This is a genomic window from Streptomyces sp. NPDC101110, from assembly GCF_044759525.1.
Lineage (GTDB): Bacteria > Actinomycetota > Actinomycetes > Streptomycetales > Streptomycetaceae > Streptomyces.
Genome location: NZ_JBIVZM010000005.1, coordinates 395,100 through 421,788 on the forward strand (window position 1 = coordinate 395,100; position 26,689 = coordinate 421,788).

A 26,689-nucleotide genomic window follows, 5' to 3' on the forward strand; every position below is an offset into this window, starting at 1 on the left:
AGCATGTCCGCCGCCACCCGGGAGCGCATGCCCGCTCTGTACCTCAGCCACGGAGCGCCGCCCCTGGCCGACGACCCGGTCTGGCCCGGTGAGCTGGCCGCTTGGTCCGCCGGTCTGCCGCGACCCAAGGCCGTCCTGATCGTCTCCGCCCACTGGGAGGAGGCCCCGCTCGCCCTCGGTGCGACCGAGACCGTCCCGCTCGTCTACGACTTCTGGGGCTTCCCGGAGCACTACTACCGGGTGAAGTACGCCGCCCCCGGCGCACCGGAGCTCGCGGAGTCCGTACGCAAACTGCTGCGCGCCCCCGGCATCCCAGTCCAGGACGTCCCCGACCGCGGCCTCGACCACGGCGCGTACGTCCCGCTGGTCGAGATGTATCCGGAGGCCGACCTCCCTGTTCTCCAGGTGTCCATGCCGACGCTCGACCCGGTCCGGCTCATGGAGATCGGCCGCAGGCTCGCGCCCCTGCGGGACGAGGGCGTGCTCATCGTCGGCTCCGGCTTCTTCACCCACAACCTGGCCGCGCTCCGGCAGGGCGGCATCCCCGCCTGGTCGGCCGAGTTCGACGACTGGGGCCGGCGGGCGCTGGAGGCACGTGACGTGGACGCGCTGCTGGACTTCACCCGCAAGTCGCCCGCGGGGCAGCTCGCCCACCCGCGCACCGAGCACTTCGCCCCGCTGTTCGTGACCATGGGGGCGGCCGACGCCACCGGTGAGCTGGACGCGCAGAATTCCGTGATCGACGGGTTCTGGATGGGGCTGGCGAAGCGGTCGGTCCAGTTCGGCTGAGGCGGGCCCGGGCGCTCGCGCCCGCGGGGGGCCGCTCCTACAGCGGCTTCTCGTACCAGGCCACGTCCCAGTACCGCCCGAACTTGCGGCCGACCTCCCGGTACGTGCCCACGTGCCGGAATCCGAAGCGCTCGTGCAGCCGGGCCGACGCCTCGTTCGGCAGTGCGATGCCCGCGTAGGCGCGGTGCAGATCCTCACCGGACAGGGCCTCGAAGAGGGCCGTGTAGAGGAGCGAGCCGACGCCTCGTCCGCCGGCGCCCGGGGCGACGTACACGGTCGTTTCCACAGAGGTTGCATAAGCGGGCTTCACACGGAAAGGGCTGGAAGTGGAGTAGCCCAGGATCTGCTGTGTCTCCTGCTCCGTGGCAACCATCAGACGGTGCGGCCCGTCTTCAGGGTGGGAGAGCAGCCAAGGGCGGCGCTCCTCCGGAGTGAAGATCGCGGTATCGAATGTGATCGCCGTCTCACCCACATAGTGGTTGTAGAGGGCCGTGAGGGCCTCGAGGTCATCCTCGACCCCCGGCCTGACCTGCACCTCTGTGGACTGTGACGGCATCGGGCCTCCTCATGTGGCCGGGCAGGATACTGCATGATCAGAAAAATCGGGGGCCTGGTTGGGAATTCTGTCCTGATTCCAGTCGTTGTTTCCATCGGATGCAGGGCACCCGAGGAGAGTCCGGAGAGTCCCGGAAGACGGAGTCCAGCGTCCGAAGGACCACCCGCTGACCTCACCATCGCAAGGGAGCTCGCATGGCAACCCGTGCCGTCGCCCGTCGTCAGTCCGCCACCGGCGAGACGGTCGACGCGGCAAGCAGTGTTCGCGCCCATGGCGGCGAGATCGCCGACCGCGACCTGGTCGGCATGTACCTCGACGAGATCGCGCGTACGCCGCTGCTCGACGCCGCCAAGGAGGTCGAGCTGTCGCAGATCATCGAAGCGGGTGTGTTCGCCCAGCAGATCCTCGACGGCCTGGAGGAGAACAAGGCCGGGGCCTCGCCCGAGGAGCTGCGGGCCCTGGTCGAGGAGAGCGAGCGCGCGAAGGACGTCTTCATCCGCTCCAACCTCCGTCTGGTCGTCGCCGTCGCCCGCCGCTACCCCCGCAGCGGCCTGCCGCTGCTGGACCTGATCCAGGAGGGCAACGCCGGCCTGGTGCGCGCGGTCGAGAAGTTCGACTACCGCAAGGGCTTCAAGTTCTCCACGTACGCCACGTGGTGGATCCGCCAGGCCATCACCCGGTCCATAGCCGACCAGTCCCGCACGATCCGCCTGCCCGTCCACCTCGTGGAGGAGCTCGGCCGGATCCGCCGTGTGCAGCGCGAGTTCAACCGCGAGCACGGCCGGGACCCGGAGCCCACCGAGATCGCCGCCGAGCTCGGCTCGACGCCCGAGCGCGTCACCGACGTCTTGGACTGGGCCCGCGACCCGGTCTCGCTGAACATGTCGGTGGACGACGAGGGCGAGACCCAGTTCGGTGACCTCCTGGAGGACACGTCGGCGGTGTCGCCCGAGCAGTCGGTGCTCACGCTGCTGCGCAGCGAGGAGCTGGACGACCTGATCGGCCGGCTCGACCAGCGCACGGCGTCGATCATCAAGATGCGCTACGGCATCGAGGACGGCCGGGAGCGCACGCTGACCGAGGTCGGCAAGGAGCACGGCCTGACCCGCGAACGCATCCGGCAGATCGAGAAGCACGCGCTGCTGGAGCTGAAGAAGCTGGCCCGCAGCACCGGCTTCGACGCGGCGGCGTAACCCTCGACCCCGCGCCCCCGGCGCCGGTGAACCCGGTGCCGGCGGGCGTCGGTGAACCCGGTGAGCGTCCCGGTGCACGACGCGTCCCCACGGCCAGTGGGCGACGGGCTGTGTGCGCCCGGTGGACACCGCGTACGCCGGGTGGCGAAAGACCGCGCAAACATGGCGATGTAACGCCGCTTCAATCCGCGGACTCAGGGAACAAGACTTCTGGGTCCACCAGTTCGGATCCGGGACCACACCCCCTGGGTCCCCCGACAAGCCACGTCCCGTCGCACTCCCCCCGGCGCCGGGACTTTCCCCGAGACCGGGCTTCGGCGTCCCTCCCCCCCCGGACGCCGGGGCCCGGTTCTCGTCCGTCTGGAGGGCGGGCCACCCCGTACCTGAACCACGGGGTGGCCCGCCAGATGGCAGATTGTGTCACATGGGCATAGCCTGCCGGGCGTGAGCAGCACCACCCCGCCCCCGCCTCCGTCCTCGCTGACCGAGCGGCGGAAGGCAGAAACACGTAGGGAGATCGCCCGGGCGGCAGCCGGTCTCTTCGTACGGCACGGTCTGCGCGCCACCCGCGCGGAGGACATCGCCCAGGCCGCCGGTATCGCCCCGCGCACCTTCTACCGGTACTTCGCCACCAAGGAGGAGGCCGTCGCCCCGCTCTACGCGACCGGTGCCGAGCGCTGGGTGGAGGCGGTGCGCACCGCTCCCCCCGACGCCGGTGTGCTGCGGGCACTGGAGGAAGGGGTGCGGCACACCCTCACCCCGGGCGTCGCCGTCTCGGCGTCCTCCTGGGAGTGGGTCCGCACGCTCCTGCGCCTGGCCGAGGCGACCCCGTCCCTGCACCGGGTGTGGGCGGAGGTGTGCCAGGCGTCCGAGCGGCGCCTGGGGGAGGTGCTGGCGGAACGGGTGACACGTGCCGGTGCGCCGGGGTTGACCGGGGCGGCGGCAGGGGCGGTGAGCGGGACGGTTGCAGGAGCGGCGGCAGAGGCGGCGACCGGGGCGGTTGCCGGGGCTGCGGCCGGGGCGGTCGCCGGGCCTCTGGGCGGTGGCGACAACGTTGCCGTGGCCGGTGAGCCGCTCGCGCTCACCCCCGAGCTGCGCTTCGCCGCCGCCGTGGCCAGTGCCGCCGTACGGGCCGCCCTGGAGGCCTGGGCGGCGGGGGACGGGCCTGTCGAGGGGCCCGACGGCCCGGTGGAACTCGCCCTGCGCAATCTCGCGGCCCTGCGGGACTTCCCCTGGGGAAGGTGACGCCTCGGCGCTGGGGGCGCGGTGACGTGACGGCGCTGAGGCGATGGCGCCACGGCGCTGGGGACGGTGACGCCACAGCCCTGGGGCGGTGACGCCACGGCTCACGCCCCGCCCGTGTCCGGGGCCCCGGCCGCCCTGCTCAACCGTGCCCCCAACTCCCGCACCGCAGTGACGAGTTGCTCCGGCCGATGCACCACGAAGTCGCACTCCAGCATCGCCAGCCGGAACGCCACCCACTGCACCGCGTCCCCGGCGGACCCCCGCAGCCGGCAGCTGCCCTCGTCCAGCGGCTCGGGCCTGCCCAGCCAGTCGGGCACCCGGGCGGCGACGTAGTCGGCCGGTGCGGCGAACGTGACGTCGAAGTCGTAGGTCTGGTACTGCCGTTGCATCGAGCGCCGCAGGAACTCCGCCGCGTTCCCCGTCGGCAGTTCGCGCGGCACGAACCTCGCTCCGGTGGCGAACGGCTCGTTGACCCGGTCGACGCGGAACGTCCGCCAGTCGTCCCGGTCGATGTCGTACGCCACCAGGTACCAGCGGCGGCCCGTCGACACCAGCCGGTACGGCTCCGTCAGGCGCCGCGTCTCGGTGCCGTCGGCGGCCCGGTAGGCGAAGCGCAGCCGTTCGTGCCCGGCCACCGTGGAGGCCATGACGGTCAGGGTCTCGGGCGCGATGCTCGGCCCGTCCCCGCTGGTCAGTGGCGTGGTCGCGGCCTGGAGAGTGGTCACGCGGTGGCGCAGCCGGCCCGGCAGGACCTGCTCCAGCTTGGCCAGCGCCCGCACTGACGCCTCGTCCAGGCCCTCCACCGCGTGCCCCGCCCCGGCGCGCAGCCCGACCGCGATGGCCACGGCCTCCTCGTCGTCGAGCACCAGCGGCGGCATGGCCTTGCCGGCGACCAGCCGGTAGCCGCCGTCGGCTCCCTTGGTCGCCTGCACGGGGTAGCCGAGTTCGCGCAGCCGGTCGATGTCCCGCCGCACCGTACGGCGGGACACCCCCAGCCGCTCGGAGAGCTCGCCGCCGGGCCATTCGCGGGGCGTCTGGAGGAGGGAGAGGAGCGTCAGCAGCCGGGCCGGGGTGTCCGTCGTCATACCGATGAGGATGCCGCACCACTAGGACATGATCTGACCTAATAGGGGTCTAACTTCGAAGCATGAACTCCACCGACACCACCCCCGGCACGGCGGGCGGCGGGACCGACCGCCGGCGCTGGTTCGCTCTCGCGATCGTGATGACCGCGGCCTTCATGGACCTCGTCGACGTGACGATCGTCAACATCGCCATCCCGTCGATCCAGCGGGAGGCGGGCGCGTCCTTCAGCCAGATCCAGTGGATCACCGCCGGTTACGCCCTCGCTTTCGCCGCCGGTCTGATCACCGGCGGGCGGCTCGGCGACATCCACGGCCGCAAGCGGATCTTCCTCGTCGGCATCGGCGGGTTCACGGTCGCCTCCGCGCTGTGCGGCCTCGCGGTGAACCCGGAGATGCTGGTCGCCTCGCGGTTCCTCCAGGGAGGCATGGCGGCGCTGATGGTGCCGCAGGTGCTGTCGATCGTGCACGCCACCTTCCCGGCGCACGAGCGTGGCAAGGTGTTCGGGCTGTTCGGCGCGGTCGTCGGCCTCGGGGCCGTGTCCGGTCCGCTGCTCGGCGCGCTGCTGACCGAGTGGAACCTGTTCGGCTGGGAGTGGCGGTCGATCTTCCTGATCAACCTGCCGGTCGGCGTCGCCGGACTGATCCTCGGCAGCCGCTTCATCACCGAGTCCAAGGCGCCGCGCGCTCTGAAACTGGACCTGGTGGGCGTCGCGCTGGTGACGCTGGGCCTGCTCATGCTGATCTACCCGCTCACCCGCGGCCGTGAGCTGGGCTGGCCGGTGTGGGGATACGTCTCGATGGCCGGCTCGCTCGTCGTCCTCGCGGCGCTGGTGGCGTATGAGAAGCGCAAGACCGCGCGGGACGGGTCACCGCTGGTGGAGCTGTCGCTGTTCAGGGTCAAGAGCTTCGCGGCCGGGATCGCCGTGCAGACCGTCTTCGGTGTCGCACTCGGGGTGTTCTTCCTGGTGTGGACGCTGTACATGCAGGTCGGGCTGGGCTGGAGCCCGCTGAAGGCCGGGCTGACCGGCGTGCCGTTCTCGATCGCGGTGTCGGTGGCCGCCGGGATCTCGGTACAGAAGCTGGTCCCGCGCTTCGGCCGCAAGGTGCTGCAGACGGGCGCGCTGGTGATGGCCCTCGGGGTGCTGCTCTACATCTGGGAGTCCGGGCACTACGGACTGGACCTGTCTCCCTGGCAGATGGCACTCCCGCTCGTCGTGATGGGTGCCGGCATGGGCCTGATCGTCGCGCCGCTGACCGACGCGATCCTCTCGGAGGTGCCGCGCGAGCACGCCGGTTCGGCCTCGGGTCTGATCAACACGGTGCAGCAGATGGGCAACGCGCTGGGCCTCGGGCTGGTGTCGGTGGTGTTCTTCGGTTCGATCTCCGACCACCTGCGGCCCGAGCAGATCGGTCCGGCCTTCGCGGACGCCTTCCAGAACGCGCTCGGCTGGGTCGCCGCGGTGATGGGCGCCATCTTCCTGCTGATGTTCGCGCTGCCGAAGCGGCCCGCGCAGCACGTGGAGGGCGGACAGGAGCCGGTGGGGGAGAAGGAGGCGGTGCTGGTCTGACCGCAGGAAACGGGCCCGGCACCTCGGTGCCGGGCCCGTTCGCGTTGTCGCTCCCGTTCCCGCGTCCCGCTCCCGGGCCCCACACCCACTCCCGCGTCCCGCTCCCTTATCCCGCTGCCGCTGCCGCTGCCACTCCTACTCCTGCGCCTGCTCCCAGGTCCCGGTCTCGCTTTCTGGTCATGCCCGATTGGGTCCGAACCTGTTTACTTTGCGGAAATCTCGGCGTAGCCTCCCGCTGAAACCACACGTTCGGGCATGAGGCGGAGGCGAACGGACATGTACGCACCGGAGCGGCAGCAGGAAATCCTCCGGCTTGCCCGTGACGGCGGCCGAGTGGACGTCGTATCACTGGCCGAGGAGTTCCAGGTGACGGCGGAGACGATCCGCCGGGACCTGAAGGCCCTCGACCGCGCCGGTCTGGTCCGCCGGGTGCACGGCGGAGCCATCCCGGCCGGCCGCCTCGACTTCGAGCCGGACCTCGCCGAGCGCGAGACGACCGCCGCCGACGAGAAGGACGGCATCGCCAAGGCGGCCCTCGCGGAACTGCCGACCGAGGGCACGGTGATCCTCGACGCCGGGACGACGGTGGCCCGGATGGCCGCCGCCCTCCCCCTGGAGGCCTCCCTCACCGTCGTCACGCACAGCCTCCCGATCGCGGCCCGCCTCGCCGACCACCCCGGCATCCAGCTCCACCTCGTCGGGGGACGTGTACGGCACCGCACGCGCGCCGCCGTGGACGCCTGGGCGCTGCGGGCATACGGCGAGATCCGTGCCGACGTGCTGTTCGTGGCCGCCAACGGCTTCTCCGCCGAACACGGCCTGACCACCCCCGACCTCGCCGAGGCCGCCGTGAAGCGCGCGGCCGTGGCCGCCGCCCGCCGGGTGGTGCTGCTCGCCGACTCCTCCAAGCACGGCCAGGAGCACTTCGCCCGCTTCGGCGACCTGAGCGATGTCGACCTGCTGATCACCGACAGCGGGCTGAGCCCCGAGGACGCCGTCGCGATCGAGCGCGGCGGCACGGAAGTAGTGCGCGCATGATCCTCACCGTCACCCCCAACCCGTCCCTGGACCGCACCTACGAGGTGCCGTCCCTCGACCGCGGCGAGGTCATCCGCGCCACCGGCGAGCGGATGGACCCGGGCGGCAAGGGCGTGAACGTCTCGCGCGCCGTTGCCGCGGCCGGACAGCGCACGGTGGCGGTCCTGCCCCTGGGCGGCGCCCCGGGCGCACTCGTCGCCGACCTGCTCGACCAGCAGGGCATCGAGGTCGCGCCCGTCCCGGTGGCCGGGGCCACCCGCTCCAACATCGCCCTCGCCGAGTCCGACGGCGTCCTGACGAAGATCAACGCGCCGGGCCCCGAACTGTCCGGCACCGAGCGCGAACTGCTCCTGGAGACCGTGCGGCAGCAGTCCCGCGACGCCTCCTGGATCGCCTGCTGCGGCAGCCTCCCCCGCGGACTCGCCCCCTCCTGGTACGCCGAGCTGGTCGCCCGCGCGCACGCCGCCGGGGCCCGGATCGCCCTGGACACCTCCGGGCCCGCGCTGCTCGCGGCCCTGCGCGAGCGGCCGGATGTGGTCAAGCCCAACGCCGAGGAGCTCTCCGAGGCCGTCGGCCGCCCCCTCGCCACCGTCGGCGACGCCGTCAAGGCCGCCGAGGAACTGCGCGAGATGGGCGCCCGGGCCGTCCTCGCCAGCCTCGGCGCCGACGGGCAGCTGTTCGTCTCCCACGAGGGCGCCTGGTTCGGCAGCGCCCGGGTGGCCGCGGTCCGCAGCAACGTGGGTGCCGGTGACTCCTCCCTCGCCGGTTTCCTGATCGCCGGCGGCAACGGCCCCGAGGCCCTGGCCTCCGCGGTCGCGCACGGCGCTGCGGCCGTTCAGCTGCCCGGCAGCGTGATGCCGACGCCGGGCGACCTGGACCCGGCGGCGGTGACGGTCACGGCCGAGGTGCCGGCGGACCGTGTGCTGAAGGAGCCGGTGTCATGACGTACGACGAGCAGCGCGCACCCACGCGCGAGCGGCGGGCCCTCTCCCCGTTACTCAAGGGCCCCGCCGCCATCCCCGTCACCCCCCACCGCACCCCCGTCCCCCTCCCCGCCCACCCCTCCCACCGGGCGATACGCGTGCTAAGGAGCCCGCGATGAGCGACATGATCACGGCGGAACTGGTCGACCTCGGCCTGACCGCCGACACCAAGGAAGCGGCGGCCCGTGCGCTCGCCGAGCGCATGGTGGCCCTGGGCCGGGTGACCGACCTGGACGGCTTCCTCGCCGACGTGGCGGCCCGCGAGGCCCAGATGCCCACCGGCCTCGACGGCGGCATCGGCATCCCGCACTGCCGCAGCGAGCACGTCACCGAGCCGACGCTCGCCTTCGGCCGCAGCGCCGAGGGCATCGACTTCGGCGCCGCCGACGGCCCCGCCGACCTGATCTTCCTGATCGCCGCTCCGGCCGGTGCGGACGACGCCCATCTGACGATCCTGTCCTCGCTGGCCCGGCAGTTGATGAACAGCGAGTTCACCGACGCCCTGCGCGCGGTGGGCGACGCGCCGGCCGCGGCGGCCCTGATCCGCGGCGACGAGCCGGACACACCCGCACCCGCGGGTGCCGAAGACCCCGTGGCGTCGGCGGGAGCGGCCTCTCCCGCCGCCGCCACGGTCACCGCTGAATCCGGCGGCACAGCCGAAGCGGGCGGCACCGCTGAATCCGGCAGCACAGCCGAAGCGGGCGGCACCGCTGAATCCGGCGGTGAGGAGAGGCCGTTCCGCATCGTCGCCGTCACCTCCTGCCCCACCGGCATCGCCCACACCTACATGGCGGCCGAGTCGCTGGAGAACGCCGGCCGCGAGGCGGGCGTCGAACTCACCGTCGAGCCCCAGGGATCGGCCGGATTCACCCGCCTGGACCCGCAGGTCATCGCGGCGGCGGACGCCGTGATCTTCGCCCATGACGTGCCCGTACGGGAGAAGGAGCGGTTCGCAGGCAAGCCCACCGTCGACGTCGGGGTGAAGGCGGGCATCAACCGCGCCGCCGAACTCATCACGGAGGTCCGTGGGAAGGCCGCACGCGGCGAGGTCAGCTCCGGATCCGCCCCGGCCACTCCCGTGGAGCGCGCGGGCGAGTCCGGCGAGGGCTACGGCACCAAGCTGCGCAAGTGGCTGATGTCCGGCGTCAGTTACATGGTGCCGTTCGTCGCCGCCGGCGGTCTGCTCATCGCCCTCGGCTTCGCGCTCGGCGGCTACAAGGTCGACAAGGCCCCGTCGGTGATGGACCACTTCGTGTGGACGCAGGCCGACAGCTGGGCGGCCCTGCTCTTCCAGATCGGCGGTGTCGCCTTCGGCTTCCTCGTCCCGGTCCTGGCCGGCTACATCGCCTACGGCATGGCCGACCGGCCCGGCATCGTGCCCGGCTTCGTCGGCGGCATGATCGCGTTCAACATCAACGCAGGCTTCCTCGGCGGCCTGGCGGCCGGTCTGATCGCCGGTGGCGTCGTGATGACGATCCAGAAGGTGAACGTCCCTGCGGCGCTGCGCGGCATCATGCCCGTGGTGGTGATCCCGCTGATCTCCTCGGCGATCGTCGGGTTCCTGATGTTCGTCGTCATCGGCAAGCCCATCGCCGAGGCCCAGAAGGGCATGACCGACTGGCTGAACGGCCTGTCCGGCAGCAACGCCATCCTGCTCGGCACCCTCCTCGGCCTGATGATGTGCTTCGACCTCGGCGGCCCCGTCAACAAGGTCGCCTACACCTTCGCCACGGCCGGTATCGCGGTAAGCAGCCCCAGCGACTCGGCGATGAAGATCATGGCCGCGGTGATGGCGGCGGGTATGGTCCCGCCACTGGCCATGGCCCTGGCCACGACCGTGCGCGGCAAGCTCTTCACCCAGACCGAGCGCGAGAACGGCAAGGCCGCCTGGGTGCTGGGCGCCTCCTTCATCTCCGAGGGCGCGATCCCCTTCGCGGCGGCCGACCCGCTGCGCGTCATCCCCGCCTCCATGGCGGGCGGCGCGGTCACCGGCGCGCTGTCGATGGCCTTCGGCGCCACCCTGCGCGCCCCGCACGGCGGCATCTTCGTGGTCCCGCTGATCGGCAACCCGTTGCTCTACCTGGTCGCCATCGCCGTGGGCGTCTGCGTCACGACGGCTCTGGTCGTCGTCCTGAAGGGCATGCGCAAGCCGGCCCCCGGCACCGCGACGGCCTCCGGCGCGGACGGCGAGGTCCGCACGGCCGGGACGAAGCAGCCCGTCGCGGCCTGAAACGCCCTGCGGTTCGCCCCATTCGGGGTGTGTGAACCGTTCATGCCACCTGCGAGATAGATCACGAAAATCACGGCCCGGGACCAAGGTCCCGGGCAGTGGTGTCTACTGGGGCGCATGCCCGAGCACGTCTCCCGATGGCCCGAAGGCCACCCTCTCCCCGCCCTCCCGCAGCAGCGGCAGACGGGCTCCCGGTCGGAGTCAGTGGAGCTGACCGCCGAGGAGAGAGACGCCTTCGCCGATCTGGTGCGCCGGTTCGGCGGCAGACGCGCCTGAGGCCTGCCCGATCGGGGGCAGGCCGAGGGACGGCGCTCAGGACAGCTGCGCCGCCCGCCGCTCCATCGCCTCGCGTGCCGCGTCCTCGCTGGCGTACACCTCACACATGTGCCGGCCGTCCGGCGTCGCCGTGTGCTCGACCTCCCAGAGGGAGATCTCGTCACCGTCGCGCAGCAGGAACGCGTGCTCGTAGAGTGAGAAACCCAGCTGCGCCCGGCCCGCACGGCACGGGCGGCCGAAGGCCTGCGTGATCTGGTGCCCGGACGCCGTGGCGAGCAGGGCCGCGGTCTCCGCGCCCGGCCGGTCCACGTTCTCCGCCCGGCGCAGTAACCTGCGCGCGTGGTCCGCCGAATCCTCCGCGGCGTACGCGTGCCGGGGCGCCGGGACCGGGGACAGCTGCACCGTCACCGGCAGTTCGAAGTCGGGCGTGTCCGGCGGCAGCGGCAGCCGCGCGGTGGCGGCACGCAGCTCCTCCTCGTCCGCGTACACCTCGTGCTGCGGTTCGCTGCCCGGTGCGGTGTTGTGGACGAGCTCCCAGAGGGTGAGCGCCGAACCGTCGGCCAGCAGCCACGTGTGCCGGTACGTCTCCCGGTGCAGGCCCGCGCTGTGGTGCGCGGAGTGCAGCGAACCGTCGTGCGCCAGCGCGCAGTCAAGACGCCTGATCGCCTCGTCCGGTAGCTCGAAGGAGTTCAGGGCGCGGCCGAGGAGTCGCGCGAGGTGCTCCTCCGGAGTCACGGGCGAGTCGTGGGGTTCGTACGGCGCCGTCTCGTACGGAACGCTCAAGGTTTCTCCCGGCGTTGCTGCATGTCACCTTGTGGGTGCATACCGTAGCCCCTCGATCGGACATCATGTCCGGGAACCGAGAAAACGTACGTCCGGGAAAACGCCCGGGCCGCGCGAAAAGTTCCCGCGCGGCCCGAACGGCCCGTCAAAAACCCCAGCTGGGGCGCTTGTTCGAAGAGGCGTCGAACCGGTCAGGAAGCGCTGTCCGCGGTCCACTGGCTCCAGGCCATGTTCCAGCCGTTCAGCCCGTTGTCCGGAGCCACCGTCTTGTCCGGGGAGTTCTTCACGATCACCACGTCCCCGATGAGGGAGTTGTCGTAGAACCACTTGGCGGACGTGCTGCCCCCCGCGCCCTGGACGTCGGCGAGGCCCACGCAGCCGTGGCTGGTGCCCTGGCGGCCGAAGGGCGGGTTGCCCTTGTTGTACCAGTAGTTGCCGTGGATGAACGTGCCCGACGTCGTCAGACGCATCGCGTGCGGCACGTCCGGGATGTCGTACTCACCGCCCAGCCCGACCGTGCGGCTGTTCATCCGGGTCTGGACGAACTTCTCGGAGATCACCATCTGCCCGTTGTAGGTGGTGTGCTCCGGGCTGCCCGCCGAGATCGGGACCGTCTTGACGGTCTTGCCGTCCCGGACGACCGTCATCGTCTGGGTGTTGACGTCGACCGTGGAGACCTGCGAACGGCCCACGGTGAAGGTGACCGTCTTCTTCTGCACGCCGTAGACGCCGTCCGCGCCCTCTACCCCGTCCAGGTCGATGTTCATCGTGACCTTGGAGCCGGCCTTCCAGTACTCCTCCGGCCGGAAGTCGAGCCGCTGCCCGTTGAACCAGTGCCCCACGACCTGCTGCCCGCTGCTGGACGTCACCTTGATGTGCGACTGCACGGCCTTGCGGTCGGTGATGGCCTTGTCGAAGGTGAACGACACCGGCATGCCCACACCGACCGTCGTGCCGTTGTCGGGCGTGTACGTCCCGATGAAGCTGTTCGACGACGACACCGTCGTGAAGATCGAGTTGGCCGCGGCCGTCCGGCCGTCCGCGTCCTTGGCGGTCGCCGATATCCGGTACTTGGTCCCGCGCTCCAGCTGCTCCTTCGGCTTCCACACCTTGCCGTCACCGGAGATCGAGCCCTCGACGGCCTGCCCGCTGCCCGCCACCGTCATCTTCACGTCGGTCAGCTTCCCGTCGCTGACCTTCACGCCCGTCTTGTTGATGGACGCGCCGGTCGAACCGTCCTTCGCCGAGATGGCGATCCTCGCCACGGACGTCTTGCCGCCGCCCTTGCCGCCCTTCCCGTCGTCCTCGGCGTTGGCGCTGCCACCGCATGCGGTGAGCGTCAGGGCGCCGACCATCAGGGCGGCACAGGCCCCCAGAGTGCGCCGCGCTGAAATGTTCGGCGTTGTCACGGGCTGCTCCCAGTTCGTGTGATGTTGCGTGATCCGCTCCGGTACGTGGGAGTAGAGGGGCCGGGGAGCCGGTCGGGTTCCGTCCGTTCCCCATGAAGGCCGTCACGTGACAGAACCGCGACAAAAGACGGGCCCGCCGTGCATCCGCTGCGCCCCGCGCGCCTGTTCAGCGGCCCGGATACAACTCCCCGTACGACGGCCACACCCCGCCCGGGCCGTCGACCGGCTCCGCGGCCCGCACGGCCCGTACGATCGCGCGCGTCACCACGTCCGCGCCCGCCGCCAGGATCTCGTTCAGGGCGAGCGGGTTCGCGGTGTCCAGGGCTCGGCCGCCGGTCGCCAGCGTGAACACCGTGTCCCCGTCGTTGAGGAGATGCACCGGACGCACCGCACGCGCGATGCCGTCGTGCGCCGTGCCGGCCAGCTTCTGCGCCTGCGCCTTGGACAGATCCGCGTCCGTGGCGACCACCGCGAGCGTGGTGTTCAGCGGCGGTGTCGTGCTCCTCGCGGCCGTCTCGGCGAGACGCCGCTGCGCGGCCTCGTGGACCTCCGCCTCCGGGTACTCCACCCGCCCCTGGAACAACTCCCCGTACAACACCCCCGTTTCCGGATCCACCGTCGATCCCGCCGCGTTGGCCACCACGAGCGCGGCCACCGTGATCCCCGAGCCGAGTACCGTGCTCGCGCTGCCGACACCGCCCTTCACCACCCCGACCACGGCTCCGGTGCCCGCGCCCACGCACCCCTGGGGCACCTGGGCGCCGACCTCACTCGCCGCGGCCGCCTCGATGGCGGCCCGGCCGGTGCCGGCGTCGGGCCGGGCCCGGAAGTCACCACCCCGCCCCAGGTCGAAAACGCACGCGGCGGGCACCACCGGCACCACGTGCGCCGGATCCGCCCCGACCCGGATCCCACGCCCCCGCTCCTCCAGCCACGCCATCACCCCCGAAGCCGCGTCGAGCCCGTAGGCGCTGCCACCGGTCAGCACGACCGCCTCGACCGTGCGCACCACGTTGCGGGGGTCCAGCGCGTCCGTCTCCTTGGTGCCGGGCCCGCCACCCCGCACGTCCACGGCGGCCACCGCCCCGCCCTCCGGGGCGAGTACGACCGTGGTGCCGGTGAGCCAACCGCCGCCGGTGCGTGTCGCGTGCCCGACCCGCAGGCCGGAGACGTCCGTCAGAGCGTCAACTGTCATGAGACCCCAGTCTCGTCCAGCGGCCGGGCCCTGCGGACGCACCGAGCCGGTGCGGCACCCGCGCGGGCCCGCCCGGCCGTGAGCCGGTCGGCGGGGCCGGCCCTTCGGCGCGCTCACCCGGTGCGCGTCGTCGGACCCCGCTCGCCGGCGGCCAGTCGTGCCGCCAGGGTCTCGCCGGCCACCACCGACAGCGCGCAGACCACCCCCGCCGCGAACACCGCCCAGTGACCCAGGAACGTGCAGCAGATCACCAGCAGCGCCGTCGTCGGCAGCACCAGCTGCTGGGTGATGCCCCGCTTGAAGTGGCGCGAGTGCAGGGCCCACACCGTGAGCAGGTACAGGGCCGTCGGCAGGGTGACGGCCGCCGACGCCGCCAGCGTGGAGATGTGTGCCTTGCCGACCGTCTCCTCCACCGCCACCTCCAGCCCGGCCCCGATCGCCGCCGCGGAGGCGAACACCAGGTAGTGGCCGTAGCCCCAGAGAAACGCCTGGCGGTTGGAGCGCAGATGGCCGTGGATGGGCACCACGAAGTAGATCCACCAGGCGGCGAAGATGACCAGCAGTCCGCCCGCCGCGATGGGGAGGAGCTCGCCCAGCGCGTCGTTCTCGTCGATGCCGGACTTCACCGCGACCGTGGCAGCCGCGATCGTCTCGCCGAGCACGATGATGGTGAACAGCCCGTACCGCTCCGCGATGTGGCGGGGATGCCAGGACGTGGAGTGGCCCCTCTCCGCGAGCGGCGGCACGCACATCTCCAGCAGGGCCATCACCAGGAACCACCAGGGCCGCGCCCCCTCGGGCAGGAACAGCAGCCCCAGCCAGCCGACCTGGCACGCCAGGACGCCGCCGGCGTAGCGCTGGGCCGTGGTGCGCTCCGGGCCCTGACCGGCGCGGGCCGCCCGCAGCCACTGTGACGCCATGGCCACCCGCATGATCGCGTACCCCAGCCAGACCACGAGGTACTCGTGCTCCTCGAACGCCTGCGAGACCCCCGCCGCGAGGACCAGCACACCCGCGATCTGCACCAGGGTGACCACCCGGTAGAGCACGTCGTCGTTGTCGTACGCCGAGGCGAACCAGGTGAAGTTCATCCACGCCCACCACAGGGCGAAGAACACCATGGCGTAGTCGAGGATCCCCTGTCCCGCGTGGCCCTCGGCGACGGAGTGCACCAGCTCGCTGCCCGCCTGGGCGACGGCCACGACGAAGCACAGGTCGAAGAAGAGCTCCAGCGGCGAGGCGGTGCGGTGCGCCTCGTCACGGCCACGGGCCCGGAGCCTGCGCAGCGGCCCCCGGCCGCCGGGCGCGCCGGAGGGGACGGGCGGGGAAGCGGGGCTGGACGTCATGCGTCCCAGCAGAGCAGAAGGCACGGGGAATTTCTCCGCGAACGTACCCTGGTTGCATGAGTACCGTCCCCGGCCCCGAGCCGCGTGAGCCGAAGCCCGCGCTGGTCTTCGACGACCCGCTCGACCAGCAGTCCTCCGACGACACCGACCGCGGCTGGGGCGAGCGCACCGACGCCGGCGGCAGCGCGGCGGACCTCAAGCGCTTCCTGGACGAGAAGCCGCCGCACCACATCTGAGACGCGAAGCCGCCCCGCCACCTCGGAAACAGCCGGGCGGCCGCCCGCACCGGCTTCCGGGCCGCCCCGGCCGCTGCTCGAAGCGCCCCTACTGCCGGTCGTGCCCCGAACCGCGCTGGGCGACCAGGGCGTCCCGGATCTCCTTCAGGACCTCCAGCTCGGTCACCTCGATGATCTCCTGCGTGCCTTCCTTCTCCTTCCGGCGCGCTTCCTGCCGGGCCAGGTACTTCGCCATGGGCAGGACCATCAGGAAGTAGACGACCGCCGCGGTGATGACGAAGCTCAGCGTGGCGCCCAGCACGGAACCCCAGTAGATCTGGATGCCCTTCTCGCCCTCGCAGCTCGAGCTCAGGCACGAGCTGTAGTGGTCGAGGTTCTTGGTCCCGATGGCCCCGACGACCGGGTTGATGATGCCCTTCACCACGGCGTTGACGATGTTGGTGAAGGCGGCACCGATCACCACCGCCACTGCCAGATCGACGACGTTCCCGCGCATCAGGAAGGCCTTGAAGCCTTGCAGGATGGTCGGCTCCTTCTTCTCGCTCACCTCGGGGCGTCTCCTCACACGAGCAGCTTGTGGAATAAAACGCTCCGCAACCTACGTCAAGCCCGGGCCGAACCGGGAACCCGGGCCCCTCCGGGGTCACCACAAGGTCACCGCCAATCGCCCGGTGGCCCCCGCACCGGCCAGCCGCGCGGCGGTGGCCCGCGGCACCGACAGCACGACCAGCGCCCCGCTCCCGCCCGCCTCCTCCACGGGCTCCGGCACCTTCGTCACCCGGGCGCCGCGTGCCACCACCTCGGCAGCGCCAGCCGGCACCGCCCCCTCGGCGGCGATGACGTCGACCCGGTCCCCGGGCCGCAGCAGCCGCACGATGGCCGCATCGGAGATCCGGACCGGGGCCGTCACCGCCCCGGCGGCCTGAGGCGGATGCGCGGAGCGCTGCCCGGACAGCGACGCCGTGTGCGCGGGGGGCCGGGCCCGGGGATGACCGCGGGCTCCCTCGGTATCGCGCGGTACCGCCGCCACGAGTGCGGTCGCGGTGACCGCGAGTCCGACGGCGACGGTCCGCCGCCGGTGCCGGACGAGCCGGCCGGAGCGGTGGCCGCCTCGCACCCGCACCGGATCGAACCACGGCACCTCACGGGTCCCGGGCACCTCCGCCCCTGGCGGGCCCGAGGCGAGCGACCAGGAGGGAGCCTGGGGAGAAGAGGGAGAAGAAGGAGAAGAGGGAGAAGCGGACAGGGCCGAGGAACGAGCGAAGGGCACGGAGACCACCACCTGCGACGAGGGACCGGCTTGCGCTCCCCACGATGAGGCTTCGCGCCGCCGCCCACTCCGGCCTGTGGACCCACCGCCGACCTGTGGACAACTCCCTCACCCGAACGGCAACTTCCGGGCGCGCACGCCAATGCCCGCCTACGTCATCGCCTGAGCAGGTCAATGCCCGCCTACGTCATCGCCTGAGTAGGTCAATGCCCGCCTACGTCATCGCCTGAGCAGGTCAATGCCCGCCTACGTCATCGCCTGAGCAGGTCAATGCCCGCCTACGGCAGCACGAACCCCGGATCCATCCCGCCCAGCGCACTCACACACAGACAGTCCCGCTCCCCGGTCGCGGGCAGCGCCGCCACCGCATCGAACAGCACCCCCCGCAGCCGCTCCACATTCGCCGCGAACACCCGGAGCACCTCGTCGTGCGAGACCCCCTCACCCGTCTCGGCGCCCGCGTCGAGGTCGGTGACCAGGGTCAGGGACGTGTAGCAGAGCTCCAGCTCACGGGCGAGCGCCGCCTCGGGATGGCCGGTCATGCCCACGACCGACCAGCCCTGCGCCTGGTGCCACAACGATTCCGCACGGGTCGAGAACCGCGGCCCCTCGACGACGACCAGCGTGCCGCCGTCCACCGGCTCCCAGTCCCGGCCGCGCGCCGCCTTGAGCGCTGCGGCCCGCCCGGTGGGGCAGTAGGGGTCGGCCAGCGACACGTGCACCACGTTCGGCACCGAGCCGTCCGGCAGCGGCAGCCCGTCGAAGTAGGTGCCCACGCGGGACTTCGTGCGGTCGACCAGCTGGTCCGGGACGAGCAGCGTGCCCGGCCCGTACTCGGGACGCAGGCCGCCCACGGCGCAGGGGGCGAGGACCTGGCGCACGCCGACCGAGCGCAGCGCCCACAGGTTGGCGCGGTAGTTGATCCGGTGCGGCGGCAGATGGTGTCCCCGTCCGTGCCGCGGCAGGAAGGCGACCCGGCGGCCGGCGACGTCACCGAGGAAGAGGGAGTCGCTGGGCGGTCCGTACGGGGTGTCGATCTGGATCTCGGTCACGTCGTCGAGGAAGGAGTAGAACCCCGAGCCGCCGATGACACCGATCGCGGCGCCTGCCTGGTCCGTCACGTTCGCCTTGTTCGCCATGCCCGCACCCTAACCGCACGCGGAAACGCCGAGGACCCCGTCGCCCCAGGGCGACAGGGTCCCGTAAGAAAAGGCCTCAGGCGGCGGTGGTGCTGCTGGAAGAGGAGCTGCCGGTGCTCGACGACGAGCTCGACGAGCCGGAGTCGGAGGACGACGAGCTCGAGGACGACGAGGTGCTCGACGACTTCGCCGCCGGGGAGCTGCTCGACGAGGAGCCGCGGCTGTCGTTCCGGTAGAAGCCGGAGCCCTTGAAGACAATGCCGACCGCCGAGAACACCTTCTTCAGGCGGCCCTGGCAGCTGGGGCACTCGGTCAGGGCGTCGTCGGTGAACTTCTGCACCGCCTCGAGGCCCTCGCCGCACTCGGTGCACTGGTACTGGTAGGTGGGCACTGTCTTCCTCCTGGCACTCTCACTCGATGAGTGCTAACGACGATCCATAGTGACGTATTCCGGCCGCTCAGTCCACTGCCACCGGCACGCGGTGACCCACGCCACGTGCGACCGTCCGGCCGTTGCCCCGCGCCACCAGCCGGGAACGCAGGGCCAGGAGGGTCGCCAGGGCCAGCACCGTGCCGCCCATCGGCACCAGGAATCCGGCGCCCGACCAGAAGCGGTCCTCCAGCTGTCCCGCGACCGTGACGGCGGCGGCCTGGCCCAGCGCCACCGCTCCGGTCAGCCAGGTGAAGGCCTCGGTGCGGGCACCGGCCGGGACCAGACCCTCGACCAGGGTGTAACCGGTGATCAGGGCGGGTGCGATGCACATGCCGACCAGCAGGCCGAGGCCGGCCAGGACCGGCACCGAGTGGGCGGCCCACAGGCCGGAGGCGGTGAGGGCGAGCGCCGTGTAGCCGACCACCAGGCGCCGCTGCGGGGCCACCTTCCAGGCGATCGCACCGCAGACCACGCCGGAGAGCATGTTGCCCGCGGCGAAGACGCCGTAGAGGACGCCGTTCAGGCCCGGCTCGCCGATCGACTCGGTGAACGCGGCCAGGGAGACCTGCATGCCGCCGAAGACGGTGCCGATGCCCAGGAAGGTCACGATCAGCACGCGCACGCCGGGGACGCGCAGGGCCGAAGCGTGCTCCACGCGCGCGTGCCCGCCGCCGGCGACGGAGGGCTGGGTGCTCTTCTGCGCGGCGAACAGCAGGCCGCCGATCAGGGTCAGCGAGGCCTCGGTGACGAGTCCGGCGGCCGGGTCGACGGCCGTGCACAAGGCGGTGGCCAGCAGCGGGCCGACCACGAAGGTCAACTCGTCCGTGACGGACTCGAAGGCGGCCGCGGTGGTCATCAGCGGCGAGTCCTTGAGCTTGACGCCCCAGCGGGCCCGCACCATGGGGCCGACCTGCGGCACCGAGGCGCCGGTCGGCACGGCCGCCGCGAAGACCGCCCACAGGGGTGCGTCCAGCAGGGCGAGCGCCGTGAGTGTCAGCCCGGCGACCGCGTGCAGCAGCACTCCCGGGATCAGTACGGCGCGCTGCCCGTAGCGGTCGGCGAGGCGGCCGCTGTAGGGCGCGAACAGGGCCATGGAGACACCGGTGACGGCCGCGGCGGCGCCCGCCGCCCCGTAGGAGCCGGTGGTGTGCTGCACCAGCAGCACGATGGAGATGGTCAGCATCGCGAACGGCTGACGTGCCGCGAAGCCGGGGAGCAGGAACGTCCAGGCGCCGCGGGTGCGCAGCAGCCGGCCGTATCCCGGGCGGGCGGAAGCGGTCGGGTTCTCCGACGCCTTCGAGGTGACCGTGGACGCCACGGCCCGTGCCTTTCTGCCGCCTGGTAGCGCGGCCCCCGTAGCGGGCGGCGCCGAGAGCTGTCCTCTTGCGCGGAACTGCGGTAGATGCCGGGCCCGGTGAGGAGGGGTGTCCCGACCGCCATACGGTCGCGCCAGCTCTGCGTCAGGCAGAGTTGGTTCGATCTGGGTAACGCCTTCATCGTACAGGGATCAAGGCGGGGTGAACCTGTGAAAGTGAGCACCATGGGGCTGCCGCCCTGTGAATCACAAAGGGTGCAAAACGCCCCCACCCGAGGCCCTCAGGCGTTCGCCCCGCCCGTCCCGAGCCAGCCGGCCAGCTTGCCGCCGTGCCCCACGGCCCGCAGCCGGCTCTCGGTGGCGTCCCGGACGGGGTCCGTGGCGACCACGAGGAGCTCGTCCCCCCGCTGCAGAATCGTCGTCGGCAGCGGAACGAAGGACTCGCCGCCGCGCACGATGAGCGTCACGGCGGCGCCGTGCGGCAGTCGCAACTCGGCCACCTCCACGCCGTGCATCCTCGATTCGCCGGGGATCGCCACGGACAGCAGATGCCCGCGCAGCCGCTCCAGGGGCGCCGACTCGATGCCGAGGTCGGCCGCCTCCGAACCGTCACCGAGGCGCAGCTTGCGGCCGAGCCAGGGCAGCGTCGGGCCCTGGACCAGGGTGTAGACCACGACCAGCACGAAGACGATGTTGAAGATCCGGCGGCTGGCGTCGACGCCCTGCACCATGGGGATCGTCGCCAGGATGATGGGCACGGCTCCGCGCAGTCCCGCCCAGGACATCAGCGTCTGTTCCTGCCAGGACACCCGGAACGGCGACAGGCACAGCACCACGCTCAGCGGTCGCGCCACCATGGTCAGGACCAGTCCGATGACCAGCGCGGGCACGATGTCGTCGCCGAGCTCGTGCGGGGTGACCAGCAGGCCCAGCAGGACGAACATGCCGATCTGGGCCAGCCAGCCGAGCCCGTCGGCGAACCCGCGCGTGGCCGGCCAGTGCGGCAGCCGCGCGTTGCCCATCACCATCGCGGCGAGGTACACCGCGAGGAAGCCGCTGCCGTGCGCCAGCGCGCCGGCCGCGTACGCCACCACGGCGATCGCCATCACGGCGATCGGGTAGAGGCCGGACGCGGGCAGCGCCACGTGCCGCAGGCCCCAGGAGCCCAGCCATCCCACCGCGAGCCCGATGGCCGCGCCGATGGCCAGCTCCAGCATGATCACGCCCAGCAGCGTGTACCAGTGCTCGACCGGACCCGCCGTGGACAGGGACACCACGAGGATGACCACCGGAGCGTCGTTGAAGCCGGACTCCGCCTCCAGCGTGCCCGTCACGCGCGCCGGCAGGGGGATCTTGCGCAGCACCGAGAACACGGCCGCCGCGTCCGTCGAGGAGACGACCGCCCCGATGATGAGCGCCTGCCGCCACTCCAGCCCGATCAGATAGTGCGCGGCCGACGCCGTGACCCCGACGCTCACCGCGACACCGGCCAGCGCCAGTGCCGTGGCGGCCGGCAGGGCCGGCTTGATCTCCTTCCACTTCGTACCCAGACCGCCCTCGGCGAGGATCACGACCAGGGCCGCGTATCCGATGACCTGGGTCAGCTCGGCGTTGTCGAAATGGATGTCGCCCACGCCGTCCTGGCCCATGGCAACGCCTATCCCCAGGTACACGAGCAGGCTGGGGAGCCCGCTGCGCGAGGAGATCCGTACCGCTGCGACGGCGACGAGCAGGACGAGCGAGCAGACGAGCAGGAGCTGGTTGAGGTGGTGAACAGTCAGCGGCCGAATCCTTCCCTGGCCCGCACGCACGCGCGCGTGGGCTCACGTACATCGCACATGAAGCTGTGGCGCAGTGCGCCAACTACTTCGTTACCTTACCTAACTCTTGACGATTTCTTGACGCTTGCGGGGGCGGGATCGAACGTCAGTCCGTGCCGGTTCCCGACTCCGCGTCAAGGCGCGCAGGGTCCTGCGCCTATCGTTGCTCCAGCGCTCAGTTAAAAGCACAGCCGAACCTGCCGCTCGCGTTAGGACAGCAAGGACAGCGATGCCCACCGACACCACCGCCTCCACGGGTCAGCAGCCCGGCAAGTCCGGCAGGAGAAAGGGGCGCAAAGCCCGACTTATCGTGCTCGTCCTGGTGCTGGCCCTCATCGGGGGTGTGGCGTACGGGTCGTACTGGTCCATCAGTACGGTCCGGGCCTCCTTCCCGCAGACCAAGGGCACCCTGACGCTGAAGGGCCTCTCCGGCCCCGTCGAGGTCAAACGCGACAACTACGGAATCCCGCAGATCTACGCCTCTTCCGACGCGGACCTGTTCATGGCGCAGGGCTACGTCCAGGCGCAGGACCGCTTCTACGAGATGGACGTCCGCCGCCACATGGCCTCCGGCCGGCTCTCGGAGATGTTCGGCAAGAGCCAGGTCGACAACGACGAGTTCCTGCGCACCCTCGGCTGGGACCGGGTCGCGAAGCGGGAGTACGACACCAAGCTGTCGGCCGCCACGAAGAAGTACCTCCAGGCCTACGCCAAGGGCGTCAACTCCTACCTCCAGGGCAAGGACGGCGAGGACATCTCGCTGGAGTACGCCGCGTTGGGCTTCACCAACGACTACAGGCCACAGGCGTGGACCCCGGTCGACTCGATCTCCTGGCTGAAGGCGATGGCCTGGGACCTGCGCGGCAACATGCAGGACGAGATCGACCGCGCCCTGCTGACCAGCCGCCTGGGCCCGAAGCAGATCGCCGACCTGTACCCGAAGTACCCGTACAGCCGGAACAAGGCGATCGTGCAGGAGGGCCAGTACAACGAACTGACCGAGGCGTTCGAACAGGGCGGCACCTCCGGCACGTCCGGCGCCTCCGGGGCGAACGGCACCGGCGGCGCCTCCACGGGCACGGCGTCCGGCGCCTCCGGCACGGGCGGCACCGGCTCCGGCACGGGCGGAACGGCCTCCGGCGCGGGCGGCGCCGCCTCGGGCACCTCGGGCCTGGACAGTCAGCTCGGCGGCCTGACGCGGGTCCTCGACGACCTCCCGCCGGCCGTCGGCGTCAACGGCGACGGCATCGGCTCCAACTCCTGGGTCGTCGGCGGGAAGTACACCATCACCGGCAAGCCGCTGCTGGCCAACGACCCGCACCTGTCGCCCTCCCTGCCGTCCGTCTGGTACCAGATGGGCCTGCACTGCCGCAGCGTCTCCAGCGCGTGCCAGTACGACGTGAGCGGCTACACGTTCGCCGGCATGCCGGGCGTGATAATCGGTCACAACCAGGACATCGCGTGGGGCATGACCAACTCCGGCGTGGACGTCACGGACCTCTACCTGGAGAAGATCACCGGCGACGGTTACCTCTACGACGGCAAGATCAAGCCATTCACGACGCGCGAGGAGACCATCAAGGTCGCCGGGGGCTCCCCCAAGAAGATCGTCGTGCGTGAGACCAACAACGGCCCCCTCCTGTCCGACCGCGACGAGGAGCTCGTGAAGGTCGGCAAGAAGGCCGCCGTCGACACCGCCGCGCCCGACCGGGGCGACGGCTACGGCGTCGCGCTGCGCTGGACCGCACTGCAGCCCGGCACCACCATGGACGCCGTCTTCGCCATGGACAAGGCGAAGAACTGGACCGACTTCCGCAAGGCGGCCTCGCAGTTCGAGGTGCCCTCGCAGAACCTGATCTACGCCGACAACGAGAACCACATCGGTTACACGCTGCCGGGGAGGATCCCCACGCGCGCGAAGAAGGACGACGGCTCCGTCCCGGCGCCCGGCTGGGACCCGGCGTACCGCTGGACCGGTTACCTCCCGCAGGACGCGCTGCCCTACGAGTACGACCCGGAGCGCGGTTACATCGTCACCGCCAACCAGGCCGTGATCGACCCGGACAAGTACCCGTACACGCTCACCGCGGACTGGGGCTACGGCGCGCGCAGCCAGCGGATCACCGACCTGATCCAGTCGAAGATCAAGGACGGCGGCAAGATCTCCACGGACGACATGCGCCAGATGCAGCTGGACAACAGCAGCGAGGTCGCGCGGCTGCTGGTGCCCACGCTGCTGAAGATCGACCCGGAGAACAAGGACGTCCGCGAGGCGCAGAAGCTCCTGGAAGGCTGGGACTACACCCAGGACGCCGACTCCGCGGCGGCGGCCTACTTCAACGCGGTCTGGCGCAACGTCCTCAAGCTCGCCTTCGGCAACAAGCTGCCCAAGGAGCTGCGGCCCAAGGGGCAGTGCCTGTGGGTCGAGCCGGTCAACACCACGGGCCCGGCCGACGAGGCCGAGAAGGTCCGCGAGTGCGGCCAGCGCGACCCCGACCGGGCGCAGCCGGACGGCGGTGACCGCTGGTTCGAGGTGGTGCGGGGGCTCATGAACCAGCCGGACAGCGACTGGTGGAAGACGCCCAAGGTGAGCAACAGCCGTCCCGGCGCCGTCAACCGCGACCAGCTGCTCAAGCGGGCCCTGATCGACGCCCGCTGGGAGCTGACCGCCAAGCTCGGCAAGGACATCGACTCCTGGAGCTGGGGCCGGCTGCACCGGCTGTTCCTGAAGAACCAGACCCTCGGCACCGCGGGTCCCGGTTTCATCCAGTACGCCCTCAACCGCGGCCCGTGGGAGCTCGGCGGCGGCGAGGCCACGGTCAACGCGACCGGCTGGAACGCGGCCGGCGGCTACGGGGTGGTGTGGGTGCCGTCCATGCGGATGGTGGTGAACCTCGGCGACCTCGACAAGTCGAAGTGGATCAACCTCACCGGTGCCTCGGGGCACGCCTACAGCGCGCACTACGTCGACCAGACCGACAAGTGGGCCGACGGCGAACTGCTGCCGTGGGCCTTCTCCGACCAGGCGGTCGAGAAGGGCACGGCCGACAAGCTGGTGCTCAAACCGTGAGCCACCGGCGCCCGTAGGACGAGCGGCCCTCCACGCACGCGTGGAGGGCCGCTGCCGTATCCGCGACCGGGGCCCGCAGCACCGGGCCCGTCAGGGCTCCTGGCGGAACCGCCGTACGCCGGACGGGGTCACCACCGCGTGCACCGGCCGGTCGTGCGGCTCCTCCGGGACGTGCCCGACGACCTCGGAGTCGTACAGCAGCACCACCAGGGCCGGACGCGTGCCCGCCCGCTCGAGCCGTGCCAGGACCCGGTCGTACGAGCCGCCGCCCCGGCCGAGCCGCATCCCGCGCGCGTCCACCGCGAGCCCCGGCAGCAGCACGGCGTCGGCGGTGGTCACGGCGTCCGGCCCGAGGCGCTCGCCGGCGGGCTCGAAGAGGGCCATCCGGCCGCCGTGCCGGATCCGGGCGAGCGACTCCTCTCCCTCGTACGCGCCCCAGTCGAGGTCGTTGTCGGGCAGCAGCGCCGGAAGCAGCACGCGCACGCCCCGGGCGCGCAGGGCGTCCAGGAGCGCGAGGGTGCCGGGTTCACTCCCTACGGAGACATACGCCGCGACCGTGCCGGCACCCGCCAACTCGGGCAGCTCCAGCGCTCGCCCGGCCAGCGCGGCCGACGTTTCCCGCAGGTCATCCGCCGTCAACCTGCTCCTCACCGCGAGGAACTCGCGTCGCAAACTCCGCTTGTCAGGCTCGCCCGGACGTGCGATTGGCCTCATTGGTTGCTCCCGAACTATGGCAATACGCTCATATGAGCGTCTATGAACCGGAGCCGCAGATTCCATGCAAAGGCACCGGATAGGGTGGCGCACATGACTCAGCACCCTCGGATCAGCAAGGCTGTCATTCCCGCAGCAGGCCTCGGCACCCGGTTTCTGCCGGCCACCAAAGCCACTCCCAAGGAAATGCTGCCGGTCGTCGACAAGCCCGCGATCCAGTACGTGGTCGAGGAGGCCGTCGCGGCGGGTCTCGACGACGTCCTCATGGTGACGGGCCGCAACAAGCGCCCCCTCGAGGACCACTTCGACCGCAACTACGAGCTGGAGTCGGCTCTCCAGAAGAAGGGCGACGCCGACCGTCTGGCCAAGGTGCAGGAGTCCAGCGACCTCGCGACCATGCACTACGTCCGCCAGGGTGACCCCAAGGGCCTCGGTCACGCCGTCCTGTGCGCCGCCCCGCACGTGGGCGACGAGCCCTTCGCGGTCCTCCTCGGCGACGACCTCATCGACCCCCGCGACCCGCTGCTGCAGCGCATGGTCGAGGTCCAGGAGCAGCGCGGCGGCAGCGTCATCGCGCTCATGGAGGTCGCCCCGGAGCAGATCCACCTCTACGGCTGCGCGGCCGTGGAGACCACCGAGGACAGCGACGTCGTCCAGGTCAGCGGCCTCGTCGAGAAGCCCGACCCGGCCGACGCCCCGTCCAACTACGCCATCATCGGCCGTTACGTCCTCGACCCGCACATCTTCGAGATACTGCGCCGGACCGAGCCGGGCCGCGGCGGCGAGATCCAGCTCACCGACGCCCTCCAGCAGCTCGCCGAGGACGAGAAGATCGGCGGCCCCGTGCACGGCGTCGTCTTCAAGGGCCGCCGCTATGACACCGGCGACCGCGGGGACTACCTGCGTGCCATTGTCCGACTCGCATGCGAACGTGAAGACCTGGGCCCGGACTTCCGGACCTGGCTTCGCAGTTACGTAGCCGAGGAGATGTAGCAC

Annotated in this window: 25 protein-coding genes; 12 read left to right on the forward strand and 13 right to left on the reverse strand. The window is 71.3% G+C overall.

Annotated features, from left to right (window positions below; genetic code table 11):
* Positions 1–3 precede the first annotated feature (3 nt).
* Positions 4–789, forward strand: a complete 786-nt coding sequence (locus ACIQU3_RS14335) for a dioxygenase (protein ID WP_403925154.1) — start codon at positions 4–6, stop codon at positions 787–789.
* A gap of 37 nt (positions 790–826) precedes the next feature.
* Here the strand turns inward: ACIQU3_RS14335 and ACIQU3_RS14340 are convergent, their stop codons facing one another.
* Positions 827–1,345: a GNAT family N-acetyltransferase gene (locus tag ACIQU3_RS14340; RefSeq protein WP_403925157.1), complete on the reverse strand. Its 519-nt coding sequence runs from the start codon at positions 1,343–1,345 to the stop codon at positions 827–829.
* Between the two features lie 194 nt (positions 1,346–1,539).
* Between ACIQU3_RS14340 and ACIQU3_RS14345 the strand changes: the two genes are divergently transcribed.
* Together ACIQU3_RS14345 and ACIQU3_RS14350 are read left to right on the forward strand one after the other, a co-directional pair.
* Positions 1,540–2,538 (forward strand): RNA polymerase sigma factor RpoD/SigA, encoded by a 999-nt coding sequence (locus ACIQU3_RS14345; RefSeq protein WP_403925159.1) that lies wholly within the window; start codon positions 1,540–1,542, stop codon positions 2,536–2,538.
* Between the two features lie 444 nt (positions 2,539–2,982).
* On the forward strand, positions 2,983–3,783 hold the full coding sequence (locus tag ACIQU3_RS14350; RefSeq protein WP_403925162.1) for a TetR/AcrR family transcriptional regulator: 801 nt from the start codon (positions 2,983–2,985) through the stop codon (positions 3,781–3,783).
* Between the two features lie 101 nt (positions 3,784–3,884).
* Here ACIQU3_RS14350 and ACIQU3_RS14355 read toward each other — a convergent pair whose 3' ends face one another.
* Complete coding sequence (locus tag ACIQU3_RS14355) at positions 3,885–4,868, reverse strand: helix-turn-helix transcriptional regulator (RefSeq protein ID WP_403925165.1); 984 nt, start codon at positions 4,866–4,868, stop codon at positions 3,885–3,887.
* Positions 4,869–4,930: 62 nt separating this feature from the next.
* Between ACIQU3_RS14355 and ACIQU3_RS14360 the strand changes: the two genes are divergently transcribed.
* The 6 genes from ACIQU3_RS14360 to ACIQU3_RS14385 all read left to right on the forward strand — a co-directional run bounded on the left by ACIQU3_RS14360 (position 4,931) and on the right by ACIQU3_RS14385 (position 10,963).
* Positions 4,931–6,436, forward strand: coding sequence for an MFS transporter (locus ACIQU3_RS14360; RefSeq protein WP_403925168.1), 1,506 nt, complete (start codon positions 4,931–4,933; stop codon positions 6,434–6,436).
* 276 nt (positions 6,437–6,712) lie between these two features.
* Positions 6,713–7,474: a DeoR/GlpR family DNA-binding transcription regulator gene (locus ACIQU3_RS14365; RefSeq protein WP_403732802.1), complete on the forward strand. Its 762-nt coding sequence runs from the start codon at positions 6,713–6,715 to the stop codon at positions 7,472–7,474.
* Complete coding sequence (gene pfkB, locus ACIQU3_RS14370; protein ID WP_403732805.1) at positions 7,471–8,418, forward strand: 1-phosphofructokinase; 948 nt, start codon at positions 7,471–7,473, stop codon at positions 8,416–8,418. The genes ACIQU3_RS14365 and pfkB overlap by 4 nt, the downstream gene beginning before the upstream one ends.
* A complete protein-coding gene (locus ACIQU3_RS14375; RefSeq protein WP_403732808.1) occupies positions 8,415–8,576 on the forward strand; it encodes a hypothetical protein in 162 nt (53 codons plus the stop codon). Before pfkB ends, ACIQU3_RS14375 begins: the two co-directional genes overlap by 4 nt.
* Positions 8,573–10,687, forward strand: a complete 2,115-nt coding sequence (locus ACIQU3_RS14380; RefSeq protein ID WP_403925171.1) for a fructose-specific PTS transporter subunit EIIC — start codon at positions 8,573–8,575, stop codon at positions 10,685–10,687. Before ACIQU3_RS14375 ends, ACIQU3_RS14380 begins: the two co-directional genes overlap by 4 nt.
* Positions 10,688–10,804: 117 nt before the next feature.
* Entirely contained in the window at positions 10,805–10,963 is a 159-nt protein-coding gene (locus ACIQU3_RS14385) for a hypothetical protein (protein ID WP_403732813.1), read from the forward strand.
* A gap of 36 nt (positions 10,964–10,999) precedes the next feature.
* Here the strand turns inward: ACIQU3_RS14385 and ACIQU3_RS14390 are convergent, their stop codons facing one another.
* The 4 genes from ACIQU3_RS14390 to ACIQU3_RS14405 all read right to left on the reverse strand — a co-directional run bounded on the left by ACIQU3_RS14390 (position 11,000) and on the right by ACIQU3_RS14405 (position 15,696).
* On the reverse strand, positions 11,000–11,746 hold the full coding sequence (locus ACIQU3_RS14390) for a DUF6227 family protein (protein WP_403732819.1): 747 nt from the start codon (positions 11,744–11,746) through the stop codon (positions 11,000–11,002).
* 191 nt (positions 11,747–11,937) lie between these two features.
* Positions 11,938–13,155 carry an Ig-like domain-containing protein gene (locus ACIQU3_RS14395; RefSeq protein WP_403732822.1) on the reverse strand — a complete coding sequence of 406 codons (1,218 nt, stop codon included), beginning with the start codon at positions 13,153–13,155 and terminating at the stop codon, positions 11,938–11,940.
* 166 nt (positions 13,156–13,321) lie between these two features.
* Positions 13,322–14,350, reverse strand: coding sequence for a P1 family peptidase (locus tag ACIQU3_RS14400; protein ID WP_403925174.1), 1,029 nt, complete (start codon positions 14,348–14,350; stop codon positions 13,322–13,324).
* A 113-nt stretch (positions 14,351–14,463) separates the two neighbouring features.
* Entirely contained in the window at positions 14,464–15,696 is a 1,233-nt protein-coding gene (locus ACIQU3_RS14405; RefSeq protein WP_403732828.1) for a low temperature requirement protein A, read from the reverse strand.
* 56 nt (positions 15,697–15,752) lie between these two features.
* Between ACIQU3_RS14405 and ACIQU3_RS14410 the strand changes: the two genes are divergently transcribed.
* A complete protein-coding gene (locus tag ACIQU3_RS14410; RefSeq protein ID WP_403732831.1) occupies positions 15,753–15,932 on the forward strand; it encodes a hypothetical protein in 180 nt (59 codons plus the stop codon).
* An 88-nt stretch (positions 15,933–16,020) separates the two neighbouring features.
* On the opposite strand, the gene mscL is transcribed toward ACIQU3_RS14410, so the two are convergent.
* The 6 genes from mscL to ACIQU3_RS14440 form a co-directional block, all read right to left on the reverse strand.
* On the reverse strand, positions 16,021–16,479 hold the full coding sequence (mscL, locus tag ACIQU3_RS14415; RefSeq protein ID WP_403732835.1) for a large conductance mechanosensitive channel protein MscL: 459 nt from the start codon (positions 16,477–16,479) through the stop codon (positions 16,021–16,023).
* A 96-nt stretch (positions 16,480–16,575) separates the two neighbouring features.
* Positions 16,576–17,091, reverse strand: coding sequence for an RcpC/CpaB family pilus assembly protein (locus ACIQU3_RS14420; protein ID WP_403732839.1), 516 nt, complete (start codon positions 17,089–17,091; stop codon positions 16,576–16,578).
* A gap of 389 nt (positions 17,092–17,480) precedes the next feature.
* Complete coding sequence (locus tag ACIQU3_RS14425; RefSeq protein ID WP_403732843.1) at positions 17,481–18,341, reverse strand: S-methyl-5'-thioadenosine phosphorylase; 861 nt, start codon at positions 18,339–18,341, stop codon at positions 17,481–17,483.
* A gap of 76 nt (positions 18,342–18,417) precedes the next feature.
* A complete protein-coding gene (locus ACIQU3_RS14430) occupies positions 18,418–18,732 on the reverse strand; it encodes an FmdB family zinc ribbon protein (protein ID WP_403732847.1) in 315 nt (104 codons plus the stop codon).
* 67 nt (positions 18,733–18,799) lie between these two features.
* On the reverse strand, positions 18,800–20,092 hold the full coding sequence (locus ACIQU3_RS14435) for an MFS transporter (RefSeq protein ID WP_403732850.1): 1,293 nt from the start codon (positions 20,090–20,092) through the stop codon (positions 18,800–18,802).
* A 278-nt stretch (positions 20,093–20,370) separates the two neighbouring features.
* Positions 20,371–21,900, reverse strand: coding sequence for a potassium/proton antiporter (locus tag ACIQU3_RS14440; protein WP_403732853.1), 1,530 nt, complete (start codon positions 21,898–21,900; stop codon positions 20,371–20,373).
* Positions 21,901–22,138: 238 nt separating this feature from the next.
* Between ACIQU3_RS14440 and ACIQU3_RS14445 the strand changes: the two genes are divergently transcribed.
* On the forward strand, positions 22,139–24,979 hold the full coding sequence (locus ACIQU3_RS14445; RefSeq protein ID WP_403925177.1) for a penicillin acylase family protein: 2,841 nt from the start codon (positions 22,139–22,141) through the stop codon (positions 24,977–24,979).
* Between the two features lie 90 nt (positions 24,980–25,069).
* Here the strand turns inward: ACIQU3_RS14445 and ACIQU3_RS14450 are convergent, their stop codons facing one another.
* A complete protein-coding gene (locus ACIQU3_RS14450) occupies positions 25,070–25,693 on the reverse strand; it encodes a 5-formyltetrahydrofolate cyclo-ligase (RefSeq protein ID WP_403925180.1) in 624 nt (207 codons plus the stop codon).
* Between the two features lie 93 nt (positions 25,694–25,786).
* Between ACIQU3_RS14450 and galU the strand changes: the two genes are divergently transcribed.
* Positions 25,787–26,686 (forward strand): UTP--glucose-1-phosphate uridylyltransferase GalU, encoded by a 900-nt coding sequence (galU, locus tag ACIQU3_RS14455; RefSeq protein ID WP_403732863.1) that lies wholly within the window; start codon positions 25,787–25,789, stop codon positions 26,684–26,686.
* The last annotated feature ends 3 nt before the right edge of the window (positions 26,687–26,689 follow it).

Bases quoted from the DNA above. Each gene is read 5' to 3' on its own strand.
- ACIQU3_RS14445 (WP_403925177.1), top strand. From the start codon at position 22,139: ATGCCCACCGACACCACCGCCTCCACGGGTCAGCAGCCCGGCAAGTCC.
- ACIQU3_RS14360 (WP_403925168.1), top strand. From the start codon at position 4,931: ATGAACTCCACCGACACCACCCCCGGCACGGCGGGCGGCGGGACCGAC.
- ACIQU3_RS14345 (WP_403925159.1), top strand. From the start codon at position 1,540: ATGGCAACCCGTGCCGTCGCCCGTCGTCAGTCCGCCACCGGCGAGACG.
- ACIQU3_RS14405 (WP_403732828.1), bottom strand. From the start codon at position 15,696: ATGACGTCCAGCCCCGCTTCCCCGCCCGTCCCCTCCGGCGCGCCCGGC.
- ACIQU3_RS14355 (WP_403925165.1), bottom strand. From the start codon at position 4,868: ATGACGACGGACACCCCGGCCCGGCTGCTGACGCTCCTCTCCCTCCTC.
- ACIQU3_RS14410 (WP_403732831.1), top strand. From the start codon at position 15,753: ATGAGTACCGTCCCCGGCCCCGAGCCGCGTGAGCCGAAGCCCGCGCTG.
- pfkB (WP_403732805.1), top strand. From the start codon at position 7,471: ATGATCCTCACCGTCACCCCCAACCCGTCCCTGGACCGCACCTACGAG.
- ACIQU3_RS14400 (WP_403925174.1), bottom strand. From the start codon at position 14,350: ATGACAGTTGACGCTCTGACGGACGTCTCCGGCCTGCGGGTCGGGCAC.
- ACIQU3_RS14365 (WP_403732802.1), top strand. From the start codon at position 6,713: ATGTACGCACCGGAGCGGCAGCAGGAAATCCTCCGGCTTGCCCGTGAC.
- ACIQU3_RS14380 (WP_403925171.1), top strand. From the start codon at position 8,573: ATGAGCGACATGATCACGGCGGAACTGGTCGACCTCGGCCTGACCGCC.
- ACIQU3_RS14375 (WP_403732808.1), top strand. From the start codon at position 8,415: ATGACGTACGACGAGCAGCGCGCACCCACGCGCGAGCGGCGGGCCCTC.
- ACIQU3_RS14340 (WP_403925157.1), bottom strand. From the start codon at position 1,345: ATGCCGTCACAGTCCACAGAGGTGCAGGTCAGGCCGGGGGTCGAGGAT.
- ACIQU3_RS14335 (WP_403925154.1), top strand. From the start codon at position 4: ATGTCCGCCGCCACCCGGGAGCGCATGCCCGCTCTGTACCTCAGCCAC.
- ACIQU3_RS14425 (WP_403732843.1), bottom strand. From the start codon at position 18,341: ATGGCGAACAAGGCGAACGTGACGGACCAGGCAGGCGCCGCGATCGGT.
- ACIQU3_RS14450 (WP_403925180.1), bottom strand. From the start codon at position 25,693: ATGAGGCCAATCGCACGTCCGGGCGAGCCTGACAAGCGGAGTTTGCGA.
- galU (WP_403732863.1), top strand. From the start codon at position 25,787: ATGACTCAGCACCCTCGGATCAGCAAGGCTGTCATTCCCGCAGCAGGC.
- ACIQU3_RS14385 (WP_403732813.1), top strand. From the start codon at position 10,805: ATGCCCGAGCACGTCTCCCGATGGCCCGAAGGCCACCCTCTCCCCGCC.